Genomic DNA, 21392 nt, shown 5'->3' on the forward strand with positions numbered 1-21392 from the left:
AACTATTCACAAAAGAATGAACAACTTAAAAAGATTACAATGCATTTTAGGATTGTACAATTTTTACTAATGGATATTTGATGAAGAGTGTGGCCGCAAATACCACCTAAACTGAGTTTCATAAACATAACAAATTCATACTCTCAACTAGTTACTATGAATCTGTTGTACATCTATTTACAAATTGGGTTGTGACTTCTTAGTGCTAAATGGGGAAGTTGAAAAGCCGAGTCATTTCTGAATCGGCTTTTTATGTCTTTATTATTACCTGCGTCCTGATCTTCCGCCGGAAGACGACCGCGACTGACTGCTTTTGCTTTTGGCAGAAACGCCTGAACTTCTGCTTCCGGAGTTACGACTGCTTCTGTTTGAAACGCTTGAATTTCTGCTTCCGGACGACACTTTTGACCGGGATACGCTTTTGGAGGCTGAAGACCTTGACGACACTTTGGGCTGTCTGTAAGAACTTCCGGAATTTGAAGACCTTGATGATACCTTTGGCTTAGTCGCCGACTTGTTTGAATAGCCAGATGAACGATTGGGTTGTCTGTAACTCTGACGGGCAGATGCTGATCCCGACGTTCTGTTATTTCGTATTGTTGATGACTTTTGTTGTACTCCAGTTTTTTTATTTGCCGAAGTACGTGTACCGATCCTGTCTACCGAAGTGCTCCTAGTGCCTGACCTTTGAGTTACTGCACTTTTATTTCCCCGGGCAGTGTTTGTTGAAGAACTCCCGGAGCGTATTGTTGATGACTTTCGTGTATTTTCTACTCCCCTGCTGGCTTGGGATCTTGTCCGTGTCTGCGATGATACGCCTGAAACAGTTCTTCTTCCGGAATTTGAATTGTAGTTTGAAGTGTTTCTGGCAGACTTCAGATTGTTCGTTCTTCCGGAATTTGACTTGTTAACTCCCGTACTTCTTCTGGCTGCTGTCCTGTAAAGGTCGTCTCCTCTTTTCCTCAAATCAGGGCGGGAGTAAGTTGCTCTGTAGTTTCCTTGTTTGATTCTGACATTCACTTTAGGAGAATATGAGCGCACCCGGCTGTAATAGAAATCGTGATAACGATGGTAACGATGATGATTCCAATAGCGATAGTGCGAGTGATAATAGTGGTTAAAATGGCTGTGATAGCCATAGTACGTATGCCAGTAATAAGGGCGCCACGGATTCCAGTAGGAAGGATAATATCCCCACCTCCAAGCTGAATGCCAGCAAACGTAACCGGGACGAAAGATAAACCGGATAATTGGCCAGGTTGCAACCTGGTAGGTAGTAACTGTAACCGGTGTTGGAGTTGTTACTACTACTGTACCTCCCATGTAACCCGGATTGGGCGTTTCCTGGCTATCGGCATAAATGGGTTCAACAATATAGTTAGGCCCATATAGTGCTTCGTCGCCAATAAGTTGGATCCTGGCTGTCCCATCTTCAAAACGTTGAACTGTAAAAACAGCAATGTCTTGTGTTTCATTCCTGTTTAGTTGCGTTCTTAAAACGATGGTATGAAAATCTCCGTCAACATAATCCATCACAGAGATATAATCAACAAAATTATCTCCATTCAAATCGAGATTATTAATATGCGAATTTTGATCGTTCAGGCTTCTTTCAAAACCTTCAAGCGTTTCTGACTCCTGGAATAATTTCATTGTTGCATAGAGGTTCAGGTTGTCACCAGGTAAACCCAGATATTCATCCTGATAATTACTTGCTGTTGTATAACCCGCAAATGAGGTAAGGATTGCAAGAATAGATATGAAGATTAATTTTTTCATGACTTTAGGTATTATAATGATACTGTTTCTGACATATTGAAATGCAAAACTCGTACCATTCATTCAGAAGCACACCAAGCACCTAATAATCAACCTATAAAAATAGATATTTGTTGATAGTTTCTAAATAGTTTAAAATTTAGATGTGATTTAAGTAATTGAAAAATGACTGTCTTGATACAATGCTAAATCACACGAAACTTTTACATATTAAGCTGCGTGAGCACAAGAAATGATTGTTGGCTTTAGTGACCTTATTTTTATACTTTTTTTGAAACAAAAATGCCTGAGAAGGCATGAAAAATACAAAAACAGCGTTAAATCACACAAGCGTGGATATTTAAAATTGATAAATTATATGTGATGTTTTTAATCACATACAGTTTTTGAGTAGATTTGTATTTATTAAAAACAATATTGTCGTTTTACTAATAAAAATAGATATACTATGAACAAACTAAAAGCTTTCATTTTACTATTTGTATTTATTCTAGTTGGTTTTATTTCTGCGCAGGCGCAACGCGTTGAAAGTGACTCGCCATTAATTGGCAAGTGGGATCTTACCATAAATATGACTGAAGACCAGATAGAAAATCTCGGACTTTTCAGACACGGATTAATGGCTTCTGACGGTTTCCCGGGATGGCTCCGGGTAAAATTATCTGGTTTCTCTACGCTTACCGGATACTATGTTGGGTATGAAGGCAGTGCAAGGCCAATCGCTGAAGTAATATATGATGAAAGCGAGGATAAATATCATTTTACCATTCCTCCTCAATGGATGGATATCGACGATCTTTATTTTGAGTTTACTTTAAAAGACGACAAGCTCTCTGGTTATCAGATGCTTAATGGAAACAAATTAGAGTGGACTGGTGTACGGGCTCCGTCACTGGAAAGAAAAGAACCACCGATTTGGGGAAATCCCATCAATCTGATCACCGAAAACATGGACAGATGGATAATTCCGGCGAACAACAAATTTCAGATGATTGATGGTGTAATGGTAAACACCGAATCGGGCGGTAATCTGGTTTCCAACCAGAAATTTAATGATTTTAAACTCAGTGTTGAATTCAGGTATCCTGCAGGAAGCAACAGTGGAATCTATCTTCGTGGCCGTCATGAACTGCAGATTGAAGATTCAAAAGGAAGGACAGATGAAGTAAGTATTGGTGGTATTTACGGTTTTATTGCACCATCGGTTTATGCTGCTAATAAACCGGGAGAATGGCAGACTTACGAAGTAACACTTGTTGGCCGCCATGTTACTGTTGTACTAAATGGAACAGAAGTTATTTCTAATCGCCCTATCCCCGGAATTACCGGTGGTTCTTTGGATAGCAAAGAAGGAGAACCCGGACCAATCATGATTCAGGGTGATCACGGCCCCGTGGAATTTCGCAAGTTTGTGATTACACCGGCAGTTAATTAGTTGTCCTATAAATCTTAACGCGAAAAAACATAATATAAAGTTCGCTATATTTGGGACTGCAACTTCTGACAACAAGAGGTGCCAGCCCAAAAAGCCGAAAATCTTTCCAAAAAAGAAAAAACACTGAAAATCTGAGACATTAATGATTTTCAGTGTTTTTAGATAAACCATCAAAAACCTCACAGATGCCTTTTCTCTTTGCACCTTTTTGACCGGAAATCTCACTAAATTCAGACTTCACCCTATAGGGGAGAATTCTTATACTAGTCTCAAAAACAGGATAAAAAGAATACAATAAATGTGCATAATATGAAAGTTACAAAGGAAAAACCGGCCAGCAAACAAAAGAAGCAACTTCAAACATTTCCGACGTTTCCCAATTTTACAGAACGAGCTTATCTCTAACGCAAATTATTTCATAAAAAAGATTCTCCTTTTTGGTCTCGCTTTCGTTGTGTCCCCAACTCTTTTTCTTCAATAGCCAATCTGAAAATGACATTATCTCCTCAAAATTTTTATGCTCAGGCCTTTTTGTACAGACCATCCCTCTTTATCAACCAGGCTGATAAAAAAATGATAGTCGCCTTCATCAAATTCTCCATCGCTATCACTGTCGGGGATGGTTATCTCTTCCGAAACTTCATAGGCATCTAATCCTTCAGGAATATCGTAATCATCAATAGAAACATATGCATTTACAGCTTCTTTTGCTTCATCCATGGTACATTCTGTTATTTCGGTGGTGTGTGAGTGATGATTAAAATTATTGTGAATATCTATATTATACGATCCCAGTTCAGCATTATCGGTAAAAAGCATTTTTAATGTAAAGGTTTCGCCAAAATAAAGCGTATCACAATTAAGCGGAAAAGCTCCTGAAATTGTCAGATCGATTTCAGGTTTTTCATCATCAATGTCATCGTCAGAACATGTTGTAAAGACAAAAAGAACGATACTTAATCCCAACAATATTTTTAAAGTTTTCATAACAAAAAAAATTTAATCAAGCAGGATGAGCAGTTACAACTCCCACCCTACCTGTTTCTTATTCTCAATAATTAACTGTTAACTGATAATGGTTTGAATAGGCCCAGTTTGCTTTAACGTCTTTACTTTTCACCAGGATGTAATAATTCCCTGATTTCCATGCATTATCACCTTCAATAGCAGCTGGCGTCATGTTATTATCATTTTCCGCTCCCACTTCAATTGACGCTGAGAATTCTGTTTCATCCGGATCATCAAAATCGTGTGTGTGAAGCATCACAATTACAGAGGTATTATCTCCTGCAACGTCAGTGTCTGCAATATTATCTGATTCATAAACCAAAGCAACTAATATACCGGCAAGCGAGATATTGTCAGTAATTGTACCGGAAATGGAAATTGTTTCTCCCGATGAAAAACTCATTCCGCTCTCAGGTGCTGATGAAATAATTATTTCAGGAGCTTCTTCATCTGTTAATTCTTCTATCTCAATTTCATCTTCCACTGTAGTCTGATAACCTTCTAAATCGGTCACAGTAACATGCACGTGGTAAGTTCCTGTTGGCGTTTCTGCAGGAATTTCAATATGCTTATGGAAAGTCATATTTTTTAATCCCGAAAATTCATCATATTCAACTTCAATTTCATCGCTACTGCCTTCTTCCTGATGAATTTCTACGGAAATCATATTAATTCCGGCAGCAGCTTCAATTTCTGCTTCTATATGTAAATCGGTCCCTGCATAGGCAACACGACTATCTCCTAGTCCCAGTTCTGATATCGTTATAACAGGTTTCAAAAAATCATCGTCCCCACAGGAAGCGAGGAGCAATAAACCTGATGCTATAAAGATTAGGATGAGCGTTCTGAATGTTGTTTTCATAATGCTATATTCTAAATAATTACTGTTCATTTTTAACTTCTAATTTTTATTGAAAGGAATATTAACGTTTAATACAAAATTTCGTCCTGCCTCCGGCACATTAATAAGCCGGTAATAACTTGTGTGATTAAAATATTTTCTGTTAAACAAGTTTTGAATTTGAAAAGCGAGAGATATTTTCTGCGTTCTGAGTCTGATATCTCCTCCCAATGAAAGATTAACCAGTTGATATCCGGCAGTATTTTCCTCGGGAGGAACAATTCTGTTTTGACGACCAACTAATTTGTAGTCAATTGAAAAATAGGGATTTCTAAACCAGCCCAAATTTTCCTTCAAATATTTGGCATTAAACAGCAACGATGCCGGTGGTGAAAATGGCAAAGTAAAACCTTTCTTTTCTCCCGAAATTTGCTTCGAATAAACATACTCTCCAATCATTCCAACCGTCAAAGGATTGAACATGCGATAATGCGCATGAATTTCGCCTCCAAAACGCAATACTTCGCTTTGCGTGTAATAAAATACCTGATTCCCGTTCCCATACAAACGATCGTGTTCAGAGGTTGGATTCAGAAAAATATAATTCGGAAAATAATTCACAAAAGGACTTATTCCAATTGCAAAATTCCCGGAGTTGTATTCTCCGCCCAAATCCAGTTGATAGGAAACTTCTGCTGATAAATCAGGATCGCCAACTTCGTAACTAAAACGGTGGTAATTTACACCGTTAGCCGCCAGCTCTTTGGCAATAGGTATTCGGAAGCTTCTACCGATGTTGGCTTTTAAAATTACTTTTTCCCAATTCTGATTAAAACCAACCGACCACGAAATATTGTTAAAGCTTCGTGCAATTTTCGGCGAGCGCTGCAAATAACTCCCGGTTGTATCGTCGGTAGCTACCGGGCTTGTAAACCAATCGGAATAGGCTTTTGTATTTATTGTTCCGTAATCGAAACGCAAACCGGCCTGCAAAATACTGTTGGAAGACAAATAATACTTTCCATATAAAAATGTACCTGTTGCAAATTGAGTAAAAGCCGGAATTATAAATCCCCGTCCGCCAATATTGTTATTCTGAAATTCGTTAATTATGCCGGCCGTCAACGATAAATTCTCAACCGGCTCAAAAGAAACTTTCAGATTACCGGAATATACGTCTTTATCAAACTCTCGTTCCAAATCGGGATTAAACGATATTGTATCAGGAAAATTTGCAGGCATGTAACCATGGCTCACATACTTACTCCATTCTTGTCTGAAATTATTCTGAAAACCAAGTTCCATCTCAACATTTAATTTGTTCCCGTGCCACTCACTCTGATTGGTAATTTTCAAATGATTTACTTCCTGATAAGGATACTGAATATCTCTATTGGAACGATCATGCAAAGCAGTATCTACATTTCGAGGTTCCAGTCCGTGTGCATTGGCAAAAAAGCCGTTTCTGCTATGTAAATCACTAAAATAAAACCGCGTAGTAAACCGCTGTCCAATGGCTCCAAACGAAAAATGAAAATTCTGTTCATTACCGGCAGTATTTCGCAAATAGTTTTTGTAAAGTGCTGCTTTGTAAGAGTAGATATCTACACTGTCGGTTGGAACCCGGTAATCAGCAAAGTCGAGCAAAGTGACGCGTCCTGTATAATAGAATGCTTTCTTTCGGGCAAAAACATCAATTGATGTTCCCACCAAATTATTATTGTTTTTTCCGGTTAAATCAACCGAACCGCCATAAGAATTCTCGGCAGGCACACCAAGTTGTTTGATATCAATAACGCCTCCAATTGCATCTGATCCGTACATCAATGAAGCAGGACCTTTTACTACTTCTACTCGGTCGACGGCGTACTGATCGATTTCCAAACCATGGTCTTCTCCCCATTGCTGGCCTTCGTGTTTTATTCCATTTTCGACAACAACAATGCGGTTAAAACCTAAACCCCGAATTAGCGGTTTCGACTGGCCCGAACCAATGTCAATTGTACTTACTCCGGGCAAACGCTCCAGCGATTTCATTAAACTCCCGGAAAGATTCATTTTTACAAAACGGTCGTTTATAACCTCAATATTTCGCGAGTCTTCCCTTTTTTGCTTCTGCGCGTAATTATCCTCTACCACAACCTCATGCAAGGTCATAACAGAAGGTTGCAATTTTATATCGACATTTTGATTTGAACGTATTTTTAGTGTGTCTCTGAAAGTCTTATAACCAACAAAAGACACATTGATAAAATATGTTCCGGCCTCCAAATTGGAAAAATAAAAGCGACCATCAGCGTCTGTAACTGTCCCCTTATTTCCTGTTGATAAAACGACTGAAGCACCGGGTAAAACGTTATCGTCATTATCGGAAACCGCTCCCGAAAAGATGTATAATTCCTGTGCATTTGTTGCCGCAATCAAAATAAACAGTGCAACAAACACCCCACAAAGTTTTCTCATAAAACCTGTTATTCAAATTTTTAATAAAAAAGACGGTGGAAAATATCAGGCAAAAAATGGTGGAGCCCGGGGAGAAGCAGAAAGAATAGCTTCAAATGGAAATATGTCCTGTAATTTTACAGGCCTTACATCTCTTTGAAAATATTCACAAAAAAGATGATTAAATTCTCCAGGAAGATCAACAAGCGTAAATTCAAAATCACAAACAAAGCAGTGTTCTTCTTTTTGAAAAACAAGATGCCCCGGTTCCTCAAAATTACAAATCCCATGAGAACAATCGTGTTCATATCCTCGATGTTCAACAATGTGAAACGGCTGATAAACACTTGGCAAAAGAAACACCAGCAAAAAAGAGATGGCAATATGTTTTTCTCCTTTATACAACGCCTATTTTGTATTTTTACATGTACTACAAACGCCTTTGATTATAATTTCAGTTTCACTAGCCTCAAACCCATTCGGGACAACAGGTTCATTAACAGGAATATCATCGAGACAAATCACGCTATCACACTTTTTACAGTAAAAATGTGCATGTTTTTCTTTATACGTAACAGAATTATCAAGCGCATATTTTACCACTTGATTATCCACTACTATTTTATGAATAATCCTTTTTTCAAGAAGTGTTTTAAACGAACGGTAAAATGTAGTGCGATCGAACTTACTGCTCAGTTCCTCTCGTATTTCATTTTCTGATAGTGGGTGCCCAAGATCGAGCATTACAGATAAAATTCCTTCTCTGCATGCTGTTTTTTTCAAATTATGTTTATACAATACTTCCTGTGGATTCATAAAAACACTAAATGCAACAATGATGCAAATATATGAAACTTCCACACAAATGCAACAATGATGCAATTAAATATCAAAAATGAAAATCTTATTTAATCAATTCAGCAATCTGCCATAAGTCATTATCGCCGTAATGTTCCAGAGAGTTACCGCAATGAACGACAACAACTTCCTTGTCAGGAATAACATAAATGTTTTGCCCAAGGTTACCGGAAGCCGCAAACTGAAAAGTAGAATCACAATTGGTGTGTCCCCACCACTGATAATTGTAATAAACATGTTTACAATTCTCTCCTCCAAACCAGTCGGGATAAATGCCTCGCAAAATGGATTTGTTTTCTCTTGTAGATTCTAAAACCCAATCTTCCGAAATAATTTGATTGCCATTCCAGTTTCCATTATTAAGAAAAAGGCGGCCAAACCGCGCATAATCAATGGCTCGGGCAATTAAGCGGCTGGGCATATATTCAAAACCCGATTTCTTGCTGTCAATAGAAAAGAGCGCGTCATATTCCATTACCTGCGACCACAACTTTTCCTGCAAATATTCCGACACGGTTTTATGTGTTGCCCGTTCAATAATCAATCCCAGATAACTTGTATTGTAATTGTTATACTCAAATGATTTGCCCGGTTCTCTTGCAATATCCACTTTTTTCAGCAACAGTTTCCGAACATTTGGATGGTAATATCCTACTGCTTCATCATGCCAGGGAAGGTGAATGTAGGTGCCCGGAATATATCCGGAAAAATATTTTAGTCCGGAGCGCATTTCAAGCAAATTTTTTATAGTGATCTTTTCAAAATCAGGGTTACGCTCTTTCAACTCAGGGATGTATTTTGTCATCGGATCGTCAACACTCGAAATCAAACCATCGTCAATAGCAGCACCAATCAGAAATGAAATAAACGATTTTGCCATCGACTGGGAATGAAAATACGAATCGCGTGAGAAACCTTTAAAATATTTTTCGTAAAGAATGGTGTCTTTCCGAATAAAAACCAAAGCTGTGGTTTGCGATTTTTCCACCCACTCGTCAAACGAACTAAATCCTGAACGCTTGACTCTGTCATGAAACAGGGATTCCACATATCCCTCATCGATTCTCGTTACAAACCGAAATGTATCTTTTGAGCCTTCGATTCTACGATTTTCATATTTCTGGTAATCATAAACATCGGCTACATTCTGCGTAATCAGACGGTAAATATAGGTTGGCGTATATTCTACTGATAAAATAATAAGCGCAGCAAACATCAATACAACAGGAGTTAGGATTACTATTTTAATTGCTTTAAGTATTGTTTTCATGATAATTTTTTATGCATTCAATCTATCTTCAACTTGGTTTTCATAAAAATAATACAACAAAGGTAAAGACCAGTCTGCACTCAAATGTTCGGAATTATAAACCGGTACTAAAATGTTTGATTTTTTTTCAAAAACTCCTTTGGCGTCACCCCGGTTTCCTTTTTGAAATAGGTGTTAAAAACCGTTTTGGAATTAAAACCGCTTTCATAGGCCAGTCCAATCAAAGAAATATGACTGTTCTCCGGATCTACGGCCAGCTTCTTAAAATATTCAATCCGGTAGAAATTTATAAATTCATTAAAATTTTTGCCGATGCGTTCATTCAGCAGCCATGATAGTTTATTGGGGTGAATTTCAACCTGGGCTGCAAGTGAACGAAGCGAAAGATTCGGAACGAGAAAAGGTTCTTCCTCTTCAATAAAACGAAGCAAATTTTTAGCAAAAACATTGGCCGTTTGTATATCCAAAAGAGGTGTCTTCTCCTGGCTCAATTTTATTTCTTCTTCCCGATGCCCGTAGAATTTTTGCCGGTATTTCTCATAACGCACATCATTTTTTAACTTATTTGCCAGAGGGTCAGCGTAACTGAGCAACAAAACAGACGATTTCAGTTTGATTGCCTTTTCAATCCAATCAAAAGCCTCGTCCGGCTTTCCCATGTTTGCATAAGCAAGATACAAATATGAATGCGCTTGAAAAGCTGTTTCTTCCTGCGCTTTCTTTAATAGTTGCATGAAGTATTTGTTGGTCTGAGGCTCATCATTTTTAAGGATGTACGCCAAACAAATAGTTCCCAGCTTTTCGTCGGGAACTACAATCTCTTTAGGCATTTTATCAAGGAACTGAATCGCTTCATCATATTTCCCCATCCTCAGCAAACAATAGCTACGAACAATGTATGCTGGAATGTTATTGGGATTATTAGCCAAACATTCATCGTACAATTCTAATGCGTCAGCATAATTTTCAAAACGATAGTGATAATAGGCTCTGTAAAATAATGTTTCCTGCGAAATCGGATCAATGCTATGTGCGATCTCCAGGTGCTGCTTCGCTTTGTCTTTTTCACCCAAAATCATGTATAACATCGACACAAACTGCTGCGCTTCCGGGTAATTCGATTTTAGTTCAACTGCCCGAAGTCCGTGCTTAAAGGCTTCCTGAAAATCAGCGTTATAAAAGAAAGAGAAGTTCGCCAAAAGATAATGCACTCCTGCATTTTCAGGATTCAGAGCATACGCTTTGTCCATATAGTCTCGCGAGATTGTCCAAGCCTCATCCCGCGGCATCAACTCTGTTACGGCAAAAAAACTGTATGTATCCGCCAATCCTACAAGCGAATCGGAGTGATTTGGGTCAAGTGCAATAGCTTTTTCATAAAACTCAATGGCTTTACGTGCATCTACCGGATTCCATTTGTTAAAATGATAACGGCCTTTCAGAAAATATTCATATGCATCCAGACTTTCGGTTTTCTTTTCCACCAGATGATCCTGTATTTCAAAGTGACCGTATTGTTCTCTGAGTTTATCAGCAATCAGCAAACTGATTTCATCCTGAATTTCAAAAATATTCTCCAATTTCCTGTCCCATGTTTCCGACCAAAAATGAAAATCTTCCGCAGCATGAATCAACTGCGCCGTAATGCGTATTGTTTTTGCTGCCAACCGAACACTGCCTTCCAGAATAGTTGACACATTCAACTCTCTTGCTATTTGCGTGATGGGAATATTTTTACTTTTAAAATAAAAGGACGAAGTTCTTGAAGTTACTTTCAAATGTTTGATACTGGCCAACGCATTGATGATTTCTTCTGTTATCCCGTCGCTGAAATATTCCATTTCATCACTGCCACTCATATTTACAAAGGGTAGTACAGCTATTGTTTTTTCTGGTGGTTTAAATTTTTCCATTTGGTTTTACATATTACAGGAATTCTCCATTGAACGGTAATTCTACCCATATTTCCGCAAAAAATAAAGATATTAATTTTAAACATGGGTGCAGAAAAAAAGTTTAAACATAAATATTCTACTTATGGTAGATAAGTATTTAAAATGAAATAAACTCAAAAAGACTCCATCAATCACAGACTCCTTTTTAAGTATTTTTTTTGTTTTAGAATGAACAAAACTATCTCTACGTCAGTTACATAAAATAAAATTAAACTATGAAAGAGATTACAAAAGCAGACATCAAACAGGAAGTTTTTGATTTGTATGATGCATATGCTCACAACAGGATTAACCGTAAGCAATTTGTTGAAAGACTTTCAGTTTATGCGGTAGGCGGATTAACAGTATCGTCGCTAATGGCTTTTATTATGCCTAATTATCAGGACAAAATTCAGGTGCAGGCTGATGATGAAAGGCTGAAAACTGAATTTGTAGAATACACATCTCCTAAAGGTGGTGGAAAAATAAAAGCTCAGCTTTCACGCCCCGCAGGCAATAATCAGAAACTACCAGGGATTGTGGTGGTTCATGAAAACCGTGGTCTGAATCCATATATTGCAGATGTAGGCCGCCGGGCAGCACTGGAAGGATATATTTCTATAGCACCCGATGCGCTCACACCACTTGGAGGATACCCGGGCAATGACGATGAAGGAAGAGCTTTGCAAGGCAAGCGTGACAGAACTGAAATGCTGGAAGATTTTATTGCTGCTTTTAACTATTTAAAGTCACATCCGGAATGCAATGGAAGCATTGGTGTGGTTGGATTTTGCTTTGGTGGTTGGATTTCAAATATGATGGCTGTAAAGGTATCTGATTTGAAAGCTTCTGTGCCATTTTACGGCGGACAACCTGCGGAAGAAGATGTTCAAAAAATAGAGGCTTCGTTGTTACTTCAATATGCAGGGTTAGACGAAAGGGTAAATGCAGGATGGCCGGCGTATGAAGCGGCTTTGAAAAAATACAATAAAGAATATACAGCCTATATTTACCCGGGTGTAAATCACGGGTTTCATAACGATACCACTCCTCGTTATGATGAAGATGCAGCCCAATTGGCATGGAAACGCACAGTCGAATTTTTTAATGACAAACTCAAGTAAAACGTATTTAACGAATACAGTCTTATTTATAATTTCAGAGCTTTTTACAGCTCTACTTCTACAAGAAAAAGGAGGTGCAATTGTATCCTTCTTTTTTTTATTTCAACACGCCTCCGTAAAAATCTACAAAGAGTTGATACTCTTAAAGAAAGAATTACTGATAACAGATTAGGCATTTTTTACCTTCAATTTCAGCAACATATATTTCAAAAAAATACCAATAACTCCTAATTTTACTTTCACTAAAAAGACTTTAAAAAATTTAGTAATCATCATTTTAATATGTTGATTCACAATTACCAAAAACAAAGTAAGATGGGAGCAGGCAGAACAGAAATGATTTCTTTTAAAGATGCAAAAGTGGCTTATTTAAATGCCAAAGAAGATAAATTTAAATTAATTGGTTGCCCGATAAAAGGTATTCACTGCACAAATATTCTTCCGGAAATAAATAAACTTTATGCCGAATCAGAGCTGGCAAGGGAAAACAAGGAATACCAAAAATCTGTTGAGCAACTTCAAAAAGCATATTACAGAACTCTTGAATTAAAAGAATCTCCCTGTACGAAGTGTGTCTCGATGTTTCAGTCTTCAATTAATGAAACACTTGAAACGATGCAGGAAGAACTATACGAGATGTCTTTTGGTATCTTCCACAGAAAACGCTACCAATTGGCTTATTCAAAATTGAGCAATTTCATAAAAAAACTAAACATCTTCAAGGTTGAGGGAAATCCTGTATTAACTACAAAAGAAGTTGGTTAGAAAAAAATAAAACCAATTCTTACAATAAGCCTTTTTTCTGAAGTGAATCCTTAATTTTTTGATGCCACTCCCAAAAATTATTTTCAATTTTTGTTGTTACCGATTTAAACTCCGGAAAATCATTGATATTCTCAAATAACGGTTCTATTGGGGTAAACAGTACTACCCAATAAAAATAATTGCTTTCCTCAGAAAACAACTTCAACTGTTCAATTGCTTTGGCGTTTTCACTTTTGTATGAATAATATAATGCCAAGCCCGTGTGTTTATATACTGAGTTATCGTTTTCTGTATATATTTTAAATTCTTCCAACAATTTTTCTCCCTCTTCAACAAAACCCATTTGATTAAAAACGTATCCTATTTTTGCATTTTCAGAGTAATAAATATTCAAATTATACGCCTTCCTGATATCAATAAACTTCCTGTAGTAGTTGTAAGCGTTTTCGTAATCCTGAAGGTAATAATAGATTTTGCCTACTTCCTGCATAATATCAAGACGGGAAGTATCCCTTTTATACGTTTCCAGCAAAAGGTCTCTGGTTTGAATCAGGTCTTTATTTCCGGCGAATACAATATATGCTTTTGTATAAGCAGAATACAGATTACCGGGATAATACGCTAATGATTTATTGATATATTTTTCTGCTTCCTCCTGAAATCCTGCCTGAATAAATGCATTTGCAATGTGCAGATAATTAAAGCTTCCGATGGTTGAGTCGTAGGAAGAAATATCAATTTTTAGGCCCCGCAATGCATATTCAAGATATTTTTCTGTATTTGGCAGATGATTGACATACAAGTCGAGAAGGAAAACAAAAACCAGATCGTAATTCGGATTATACTCGAGCGCTTTTTCAAAGTAGGGAACCGCCAGTTCATACTCCTGACTATTCATATAAAACAAGCCTTTGGCGATTAAACTTTGCGGTAACTTTGAATCGTAAAACATAGCCCTGTCCGCATAATAATTTATTGAATCGGTAAATAATCTGGTTGCCCGGCTTTCGTCTATAGTGTAATAAGCCATTGCCAATGCCGCATATGCACGGGCAAATTCACCATCCATTTCAATGGCTTTCCTTAAATATGGAATTGATTGTCTTGCATTTTCGGGTAATCCTTTATTCAAAATATCAGTTCCTTTCAGAAAAATATCATAAGCTTCCAGATTATCTGTTGGTATTTTGTTGATGCTTTCCTGAACTTCCGGCGAAACGATTACTTCAATTTCCTCAGCAATATTTTTTGCCACTTCACCCTGCAAAGAAAAAATATCACCAGTCTCCCGGTTGTATTGTTCTGCCCACAAATGTTTATCATTTTTTGCATCTATCAGCTGAATATTCAACAAAATCTTATTTCCTACTTTTTGCCCACTCCCTTCAACGAGGAAATTTACACCCAATTCATGGGCAATTTCCGGAGATGTTTTTGGACTATTCCTGTATTTTTCCACCGAAGTCCTGCTAATAACACGCAAATCCTGAATCTTTTGCAAGTTATTTAATGTCGATTCCATCAAGCCATTTATGAAATACACATTGGTAGAATCGTTGCTATCGTTTTTAAATGGCAAAACAGCAATCGATTTTTCAGCATTCCTTTCTTTAAAAAAAACTGATTTTACAGAAACAAATAATAAAACAGCAACAAGTAAAGCTGCAACATAAATACCGACAATCATTCCCGGATTTTTTCTCTCTGTACTTTTTTTACTGATTTTATCCTTTTTCAGAACTTCATTTCTGCCGGGAACAGCTAAGCCCGGATTGGAAACCACAAAAATTTCTACCGGCTTCCCAACATTTTTTAACTGAAATTCTCCCAGCGACAAGGTTTTAATGGCCGGTTGATTTTTTATTTCATCATAAATTTTTTCAGAAATAAAAACACTTCTGGCATAAGCCAGCGCTTCAATTCTTGCAGCAACATTAACTCCGTCTCCTATTATTCCATCGTCTGAAAAAATAATATCTCCACTGTGGATACCAATTCTGACCGGGACCTGGGGTTCTTCCAAAAAATTTAATTGAATTTCAATGGCACACCGTACCGCGTCTATTGCACTGCTAAATGTACTCAGTGTCCCATCGCCATAATACTGCAAAATTTTACCGTTGTACTTTGAGGTAACCGAATTAAAAACTTCGCGATGCCTGTTTCGTATTTGTATTGCTTTACCTTCATCCTGTTGCATCATTGAGGTGTACCCTTCAATATCGGCAAACATTATGGCTGCCAGTTGATGGCATTGTAAATTTACACTGAAATTTTCCGTTACTTTTTCAGATTCCTGCACCTCTGCTATTTTTCCCGGGGGATAACCAAAATACTCACGAAAACACTTGATAAAATAGGAAGTGCTGCTAAAACCCACTTTGTATGATACCTGTGATACGTTGTAAGTTCCATCCTGCATCATTTCCCTCGCATGTTCCAGGCGCACATTTCGGATGAACTGACTGACTGATAAATCCGTTAGTTTTTTTACCTTTCTCAGCAAATTCGAACGACTCATCCCAATTTCTTCTGCCAGTTCGGAAACACCAAACTGTTCATCAGAAATATTCTCTTCTATAATTTCAGTAATTTTTTGAAGAAAATCTTTGTCTATGGAACGGATTTCAGACACCTGATTAATCGATTTTTTTGGAATTTAATGCCAAGATACAAATAATTGTAAAAACAAAATTTCAAAATTCAAGACACAAATAAATTTCAAACTCAACGATTTACCGGAATTCTGCAAACACATTTTTTAATACTTTTTAAATTTAATTTTGATGCCTGCCTATTCGAGATTTAAAGACAATTGCATCATAATTTATATCTCTGCGCCATAATTTATATTCACTGCTGAAACTTCATATTCTTTGGCTTTTAATTGATTAACCCTGCATCACGATTTGCCGGACCTTTACATCAACGAAAAATCGCAAAATACATTAAAACAATTACAATGAAAACACGAGTTTATTTTCTGGACAATCTGAGAACTTTCTTAATCCTCCTTGTAGTTATATTACACGCGGGAATGACCTACGAACAAGGATTCGATGCGTTCTGGATTGTTAGTGATCCGGCAAAATGGAATCCAATTGCACTGGTGCGAATGTACCTCGACCTTTTTGTTATGTTTATGATGTTCTTTATTTCGGGTTACTTTATTCCGGGTTCATTAAAAAACAAAAATCCATGGGAATTCATAAAATCAAAATTTAAAAGAATTATGCTCCCCTGGATTATTGCTGTTTTTATTTTAATACCTGCCTACAAAGCCATATTTTTATTTGCACGCGGATTGCCGCAGGAAGAATGGCTTTCCTATTTCCACATCTTTGAGAGAACCGGAACCGACCTGGCCTTTTTTGCCAACAACCCTACGCAAAACTGGTTATGGTTTCTTCCTGTACTTTTTATGTTCCAGGTATTTTATCTTGGTTTAACGAAAACCAAAATTCTGAAAGTTAAAGTTTCGCTAAAAACTGCTGTTGTTCTAACTTTTATTTTGGGAGTAATTTACAGTATGGTAATTTCTGAGGCCGGATTAAAAGGCTGGACCCACTCTCCGCTACTTGATTTTCAGAACGAACGTTTGCTGGTCTATTTTATGTCGTTTCTTTTAGGGTCGCTTTGCTACAAACTCAATGCTTTTAAAGGAACAAAACCAAACTACAAAATTTATATTGCTTCAAATGTAACCTTAACAATTTCATTGGGGGTGTTCACTCTTTTTGCGATAAATCTGTTTTACAATTTAATTGAACCGGGAAGGAATCACTTTTTTATTTCAAATTTCGCCGACAGACTGGTCTATTATGCATCGGCTCTTCTCGCCATGATGAGTTTTCTCCAGATTTTAATTCATGCTTTTCGTTTTAACCTCAATAAAACCAACCCTGTTTTGAATGAACTCAGCAAAAATTCATACGCAGTTTATATCATTCATATGGTTGTTCTGGGAGTGGTTGCTTTGGCCATGATTCATCTTCCTGTACATGGCGGAATAAAATATGTACTGCTTTCCGGCTTTACATTCCTGCTTTCAAATATGATAATTTATTCCTGGCGTGAAACCAGACAAAAATCGATAAATGCAAAAACTGTGTTTACAACAATGGCAGTTGTTTTTATTATCGGAACAGCATTTCAAAGAACAGAAAACAAACCTCAAAAAGCAAATGAGCAACCAATCCGGGTTCAGCAACCTGTGAATCAGCCACAAATGAGTTTACATGCTGCTGTAATTACCGGGAATATGGAAATGGTAAATTATCATATTAAAGCTGGCGCCGACATAAATAAAAAGGAAGCAGCGGGAGGCTCAAGTCCGTTAATTACAGCTTGTGTTTTTGGACAAACCGAAGCAGCACTGGCTTTAATTAAAGCAGGTGCCGATGTAAATCAAACCAACAACGATGGCTCAACTGCACTTCATACTGCTACGTTTTTTTGCCGGACTGAGGTAATTGAAGTTTTGCTGGCAAACGGAGTTGACAAATCCATAAAAAACAATGCCGGCTCAACTGCCGCCGAATCAGTCACCGTTCCCTTTGAAACCGTAAAACCCATCTATGACTACTTCTCTAAAGTGTACGAACCGCTGGGATTAACTCTTGATTATGAAAAACTTAAAGCAACCCGTCCAGTAATTGCTGAAATGTTAAAATAGTAACAACTGAAACCATAAAAACAAATCAAAATGAAACTACTGACAATAAAAATAACGGCACTGGCAATCATCCTTTTTATGTTAACTGATGTAAGCTGTGACACCATATTCAGAAATGCTGATTATTTCTATCGTGTTCCGGAATTAAAAAACGACGGGCTAAAAATCGGTACTTCCGAGGAAGCTAAAATCGATAGCAGATATTTGGCTGACGCTGTAAAAGCCATTGAAAAAGGAAAATACAAGGAAATTCATTCTATTTTGATATTCAAAAACAACAAACTGGTTCTTGAAGAATATTTTCAGGGTCACACCTACCAGTGGGACGCGCCAGGCCATAAAGGGAAATGGGTTACATGGAACAGTGAAATGCCACACGCACTGCAATCCGTCAGTAAAAGCTTTGCTTCAATATGTATTGGAATCGCATTAGAACAAGGCTTTATTGAGAGCGTTGAACAATCCATATTTGATTTTCTGCCGGACTACCAGCAATATAAAGACAATGGCAAAGAATATATTACTATTGAACATCTGCTAACGATGACCTCTGGCTTTGCCTGGGATGAATGGAGCTCTCCCTTGAGCAGTGTTCAAAACGACGCCATCGGAATCTATTTTTCGGATAAAAACCCGACTGAGTTTGTTTTACAACGTCCTTTGGTTGCCGTACCGGGAACACATTTTATTTATTCGGGAGGTGATATGCAACTACTCGCCGAAATTCTTAAAAATGCCACAGGAATGAATATCGATAAATTTTCCGCAAAGTACTTATTTGAACCGCTGGGAATTGAATCATTTGACTGGTGGTTGAAATACAGGACAGGTGAAATAAGTACAGCGGGAGGTTTAAAACTTACACCCAGAGATATGATAAAAATCGGAGCCCTGTTTTTAAACGAAGGCGTCTGGAATGGCAAACGAATACTTCCCGGAGGATGGGTAGAAAAAAGCAGCATGCCGTTTAATAATAACCGGGGGATTAACATCCCTGGCGAAGACCTGGGAAAAGTTGGATATGCTTATACCTGGTGGACAAAACAAAATTCAACATCAGGACGCATGTATTTTGCACTTGGCTGGGGTGGACAAAAAATTATTGTAATGCCGGAAACCAATTCTGTTGTTGTCTTTACCGGCGCAAATTACCAATCGAAGGTGAAGCAGCATAAAATTCTCAAAAAATACATATTGCCGGCGATTAGTTAATTATATAAAAGTCAAAAAAAACGGTCAGACTACTTTTATTTAAACGTTGGAATGAACTCATAAATCAAAGAAAATCAACTTATTATTTCAAAATTTTGTAAATTATTACCACTAAAATTCAATAAGCATGGAAAATTCAACCAAAAACAAAAAAGAAGAGAAAAGCAATTGGGCCATTGGCGGCACCACAATGATCGGAATAGGCGTTGGTTTAATTTATCTGCAAACCTCCGTATTAATTTTTGTAGCCTCAATAATTATCGGAGTGGGCGCCGGATTGATAATCGCTCCTGTTATTTCACTTTTTGAAAAAGATCAATCATGAAAGCAATAATTTGTTCAAGATACGGAGCGCCTGAAGTTCTTCAAATGGCAGAAGTAGAAAAGCCGGTTCCTAAAAAAAATGAAGTACTTATAAAAATATTTGCAACCACAGTAAACGGTGCCGACACACGAATTCGAGGTGCTGTGTTTCCCTCCGTTTTTAACTTCCCGGTAAAAATGGCCATGGGATTTAAAGGCCCGCGAAAAAATATTCTTGGTGTTGAACTGGCCGGAAAAATTGAATCGATTGGAGAAAATGTTAGCCGGTTTAAACAAGGCGATCAGATTTTTGCATCAACCGGTGCCTCTTTTGGTGCTTATGCAGAATACATTTGTTTGTCAGAAAAGGCGGTGATGACAATTAAGCCGTCGAACATGACTTTTGAAGAAGCGGCGGCAGTTCCGCATTGTGCACTCGCCGCCTTACATTTTCTGAAAAAAGGAGATATACAAAAAGGAAGCAAGGTTTTAATTCATGGAGCTTCCGGCGGGATCGGAACATTTGCAGTTCAAATTGCAAAATCAATGGAGGCCGAAGTAACCGGAGTTTGCAGTACTTCAAATCTGGATTTGGTGAAATCGTTGGGAGCCGACAAAGTGATCGACTATATCAAAGATGATCTACCTAAAAAAGGCGATAACTACGATGTGATTTTTGACACCGTTGGCAAAGGTCCGATAATAAGCCATATAAATGCTTTAAAAGAAAAAGGTATTTACCTTTCGGCTGTACATCTCGAGCTTCCAAGGATTATTAAAGGTTTAAAAATGTCCTTAACAAGTTCAAAAAAAGTAATTGGAGGATCTGCTCCTTATACCGCAGAAAACCTGGAGATCCTGAAAAATCTTATTGAGACAGGTAAGCTTAAAACGGTAATTGACAAAAAATACACGTTTGACCAGATTATCGAAGCACACCGATATGTGGATGCCGGCCATAAAAAGGGACATGTAATTGTGAATGTAACAGACAAGAACGAATAACCTAGATATAAAAACAACAATCTTTGCCCGATTGCCTGCTTTCACCTCTCAAGGAATTACAGTTAAACCAACCCAAAATAAGAGACCAAAAAACTAAAATCCACAAGATGAAACCATATAGAAAAACAGCACGATACACAGGAACATTGTTTCTGACAGCAATGGCAGCCAGCCTGATTGGGGGCAGTTTGCTTGAAACGATGCCGGAAAATTCAAGCCCGATTGTCCTGATCGCGGGAGTTACACTGGAAATTGTAAATGCATTAGCTGTGCTCGGAGTTGGATTGCTTCTGTTTCCAGTATTAAAAACCATTCATCCCGGCGCTGCCAAATCTTATTTGGGATTACGATTGCTGGAATCGCTGGCCTGTGCAGCAGCTCCACTTTCGCTGGCTTTTGGTGCAAACATCAGTGATTTGCGTATAATTTTTACCGGAATATTAATACCTCTGTTTTTTTGCAGCGGCGCTCTCGTCTTATACTGGGTGCTGTATAAATACCATCTCCTCCCCCGATTTATATCAATCTGGGGTTTTATTGGAGTAACCGGTATCGTTGTGCTTAATACTTTCAGCATTCAAACCAATTTGGGAATGATTTTGGCGTTTCCAATTATCCTGAACGAAATATTCCTGGGTATTTGGCTGATTACAAAAGGATTTAAACCCAAAAACCAATTGTATCATGTTACTTAACCATAAGAGCGCTACCGGATTCAATTCCGGTTAACAGATGGATATG

At 37.7% G+C, this 21392-nt stretch carries 17 protein-coding genes; 8 read left to right on the forward strand and 9 right to left on the reverse strand.

What is annotated here, in order from left to right; all coding sequences use genetic code 11:
- Positions 1-264: 264 nt before the first annotated feature.
- On the reverse strand, positions 265-1779 hold the full coding sequence (locus K5G00_RS20755) for a hypothetical protein (RefSeq protein WP_238768159.1): 1515 nt from the start codon (positions 1777-1779) through the stop codon (positions 265-267).
- Between the two features lie 448 nt (positions 1780-2227).
- On the opposite strand from K5G00_RS20755, the gene K5G00_RS20760 reads away from it, so the two are divergent.
- Positions 2228-3214 (forward strand): 3-keto-disaccharide hydrolase, encoded by a 987-nt coding sequence (locus tag K5G00_RS20760; RefSeq protein ID WP_238768160.1) that lies wholly within the window; start codon positions 2228-2230, stop codon positions 3212-3214.
- A gap of 498 nt (positions 3215-3712) precedes the next feature.
- Here K5G00_RS20760 and K5G00_RS20765 read toward each other — a convergent pair whose 3' ends face one another.
- The 7 genes from K5G00_RS20765 to K5G00_RS20795 all read right to left on the reverse strand — a co-directional run bounded on the left by K5G00_RS20765 (position 3713) and on the right by K5G00_RS20795 (position 11546).
- On the reverse strand, positions 3713-4201 hold the full coding sequence (locus K5G00_RS20765; protein WP_238768161.1) for a DUF4625 domain-containing protein: 489 nt from the start codon (positions 4199-4201) through the stop codon (positions 3713-3715).
- A gap of 64 nt (positions 4202-4265) precedes the next feature.
- A complete protein-coding gene (locus K5G00_RS20770; protein WP_238768162.1) occupies positions 4266-5084 on the reverse strand; it encodes a DUF4625 domain-containing protein in 819 nt (272 codons plus the stop codon).
- Between the two features lie 39 nt (positions 5085-5123).
- A complete protein-coding gene (locus K5G00_RS20775) occupies positions 5124-7526 on the reverse strand; it encodes a TonB-dependent receptor (protein WP_238768163.1) in 2403 nt (800 codons plus the stop codon).
- A gap of 45 nt (positions 7527-7571) precedes the next feature.
- Positions 7572-7910: a hypothetical protein gene (locus tag K5G00_RS20780; protein ID WP_238768164.1), complete on the reverse strand. Its 339-nt coding sequence runs from the start codon at positions 7908-7910 to the stop codon at positions 7572-7574.
- Between the two features lie 3 nt (positions 7911-7913).
- Positions 7914-8321: a Fur family transcriptional regulator gene (locus K5G00_RS20785; RefSeq protein ID WP_238768165.1), complete on the reverse strand. Its 408-nt coding sequence runs from the start codon at positions 8319-8321 to the stop codon at positions 7914-7916.
- 88 nt (positions 8322-8409) lie between these two features.
- A complete protein-coding gene (locus K5G00_RS20790; protein ID WP_238768166.1) occupies positions 8410-9633 on the reverse strand; it encodes a serine hydrolase domain-containing protein in 1224 nt (407 codons plus the stop codon).
- A gap of 107 nt (positions 9634-9740) precedes the next feature.
- Positions 9741-11546 carry a tetratricopeptide repeat protein gene (locus tag K5G00_RS20795; protein WP_238768167.1) on the reverse strand — a complete coding sequence of 602 codons (1806 nt, stop codon included), beginning with the start codon at positions 11544-11546 and terminating at the stop codon, positions 9741-9743.
- Positions 11547-11803: 257 nt separating this feature from the next.
- On the opposite strand from K5G00_RS20795, the gene K5G00_RS20800 reads away from it, so the two are divergent.
- Positions 11804-12691, forward strand: coding sequence for a dienelactone hydrolase family protein (locus K5G00_RS20800; RefSeq protein ID WP_238768168.1), 888 nt, complete (start codon positions 11804-11806; stop codon positions 12689-12691).
- Positions 12692-13006: 315 nt separating this feature from the next.
- Complete coding sequence (locus tag K5G00_RS20805; RefSeq protein ID WP_238768169.1) at positions 13007-13456, forward strand: hypothetical protein; 450 nt, start codon at positions 13007-13009, stop codon at positions 13454-13456.
- 19 nt (positions 13457-13475) lie between these two features.
- Here K5G00_RS20805 and K5G00_RS20810 read toward each other — a convergent pair whose 3' ends face one another.
- Complete coding sequence (locus K5G00_RS20810) at positions 13476-16091, reverse strand: helix-turn-helix domain-containing protein (RefSeq protein ID WP_238768170.1); 2616 nt, start codon at positions 16089-16091, stop codon at positions 13476-13478.
- A gap of 327 nt (positions 16092-16418) precedes the next feature.
- Between K5G00_RS20810 and K5G00_RS20815 the strand changes: the two genes are divergently transcribed.
- The 5 genes from K5G00_RS20815 to K5G00_RS20835 all read left to right on the forward strand — a co-directional run bounded on the left by K5G00_RS20815 (position 16419) and on the right by K5G00_RS20835 (position 21346).
- On the forward strand, positions 16419-18131 hold the full coding sequence (locus K5G00_RS20815; RefSeq protein ID WP_238768171.1) for an acyltransferase family protein: 1713 nt from the start codon (positions 16419-16421) through the stop codon (positions 18129-18131).
- Positions 18132-18161: 30 nt separating this feature from the next.
- Positions 18162-19343, forward strand: a complete 1182-nt coding sequence (locus tag K5G00_RS20820; RefSeq protein WP_238768172.1) for a serine hydrolase domain-containing protein — start codon at positions 18162-18164, stop codon at positions 19341-19343.
- 127 nt (positions 19344-19470) lie between these two features.
- Positions 19471-19668, forward strand: a complete 198-nt coding sequence (locus K5G00_RS20825) for a hypothetical protein (protein ID WP_238768173.1) — start codon at positions 19471-19473, stop codon at positions 19666-19668.
- Positions 19665-20651 carry an NAD(P)-dependent alcohol dehydrogenase gene (locus K5G00_RS20830; protein ID WP_238768174.1) on the forward strand — a complete coding sequence of 329 codons (987 nt, stop codon included), beginning with the start codon at positions 19665-19667 and terminating at the stop codon, positions 20649-20651. Before K5G00_RS20825 ends, K5G00_RS20830 begins: the two co-directional genes overlap by 4 nt.
- Positions 20652-20758: 107 nt before the next feature.
- A complete protein-coding gene (locus K5G00_RS20835) occupies positions 20759-21346 on the forward strand; it encodes a DUF4386 domain-containing protein (protein WP_238768175.1) in 588 nt (195 codons plus the stop codon).
- Positions 21347-21392: the final 46 nt, after the last annotated feature.

It is taken from the genome of Maribellus maritimus, assembly GCF_022267315.1.
In the GTDB taxonomy this organism is placed as follows: Bacteria; Bacteroidota; Bacteroidia; order Bacteroidales; family Prolixibacteraceae; genus Draconibacterium; species Draconibacterium maritimum.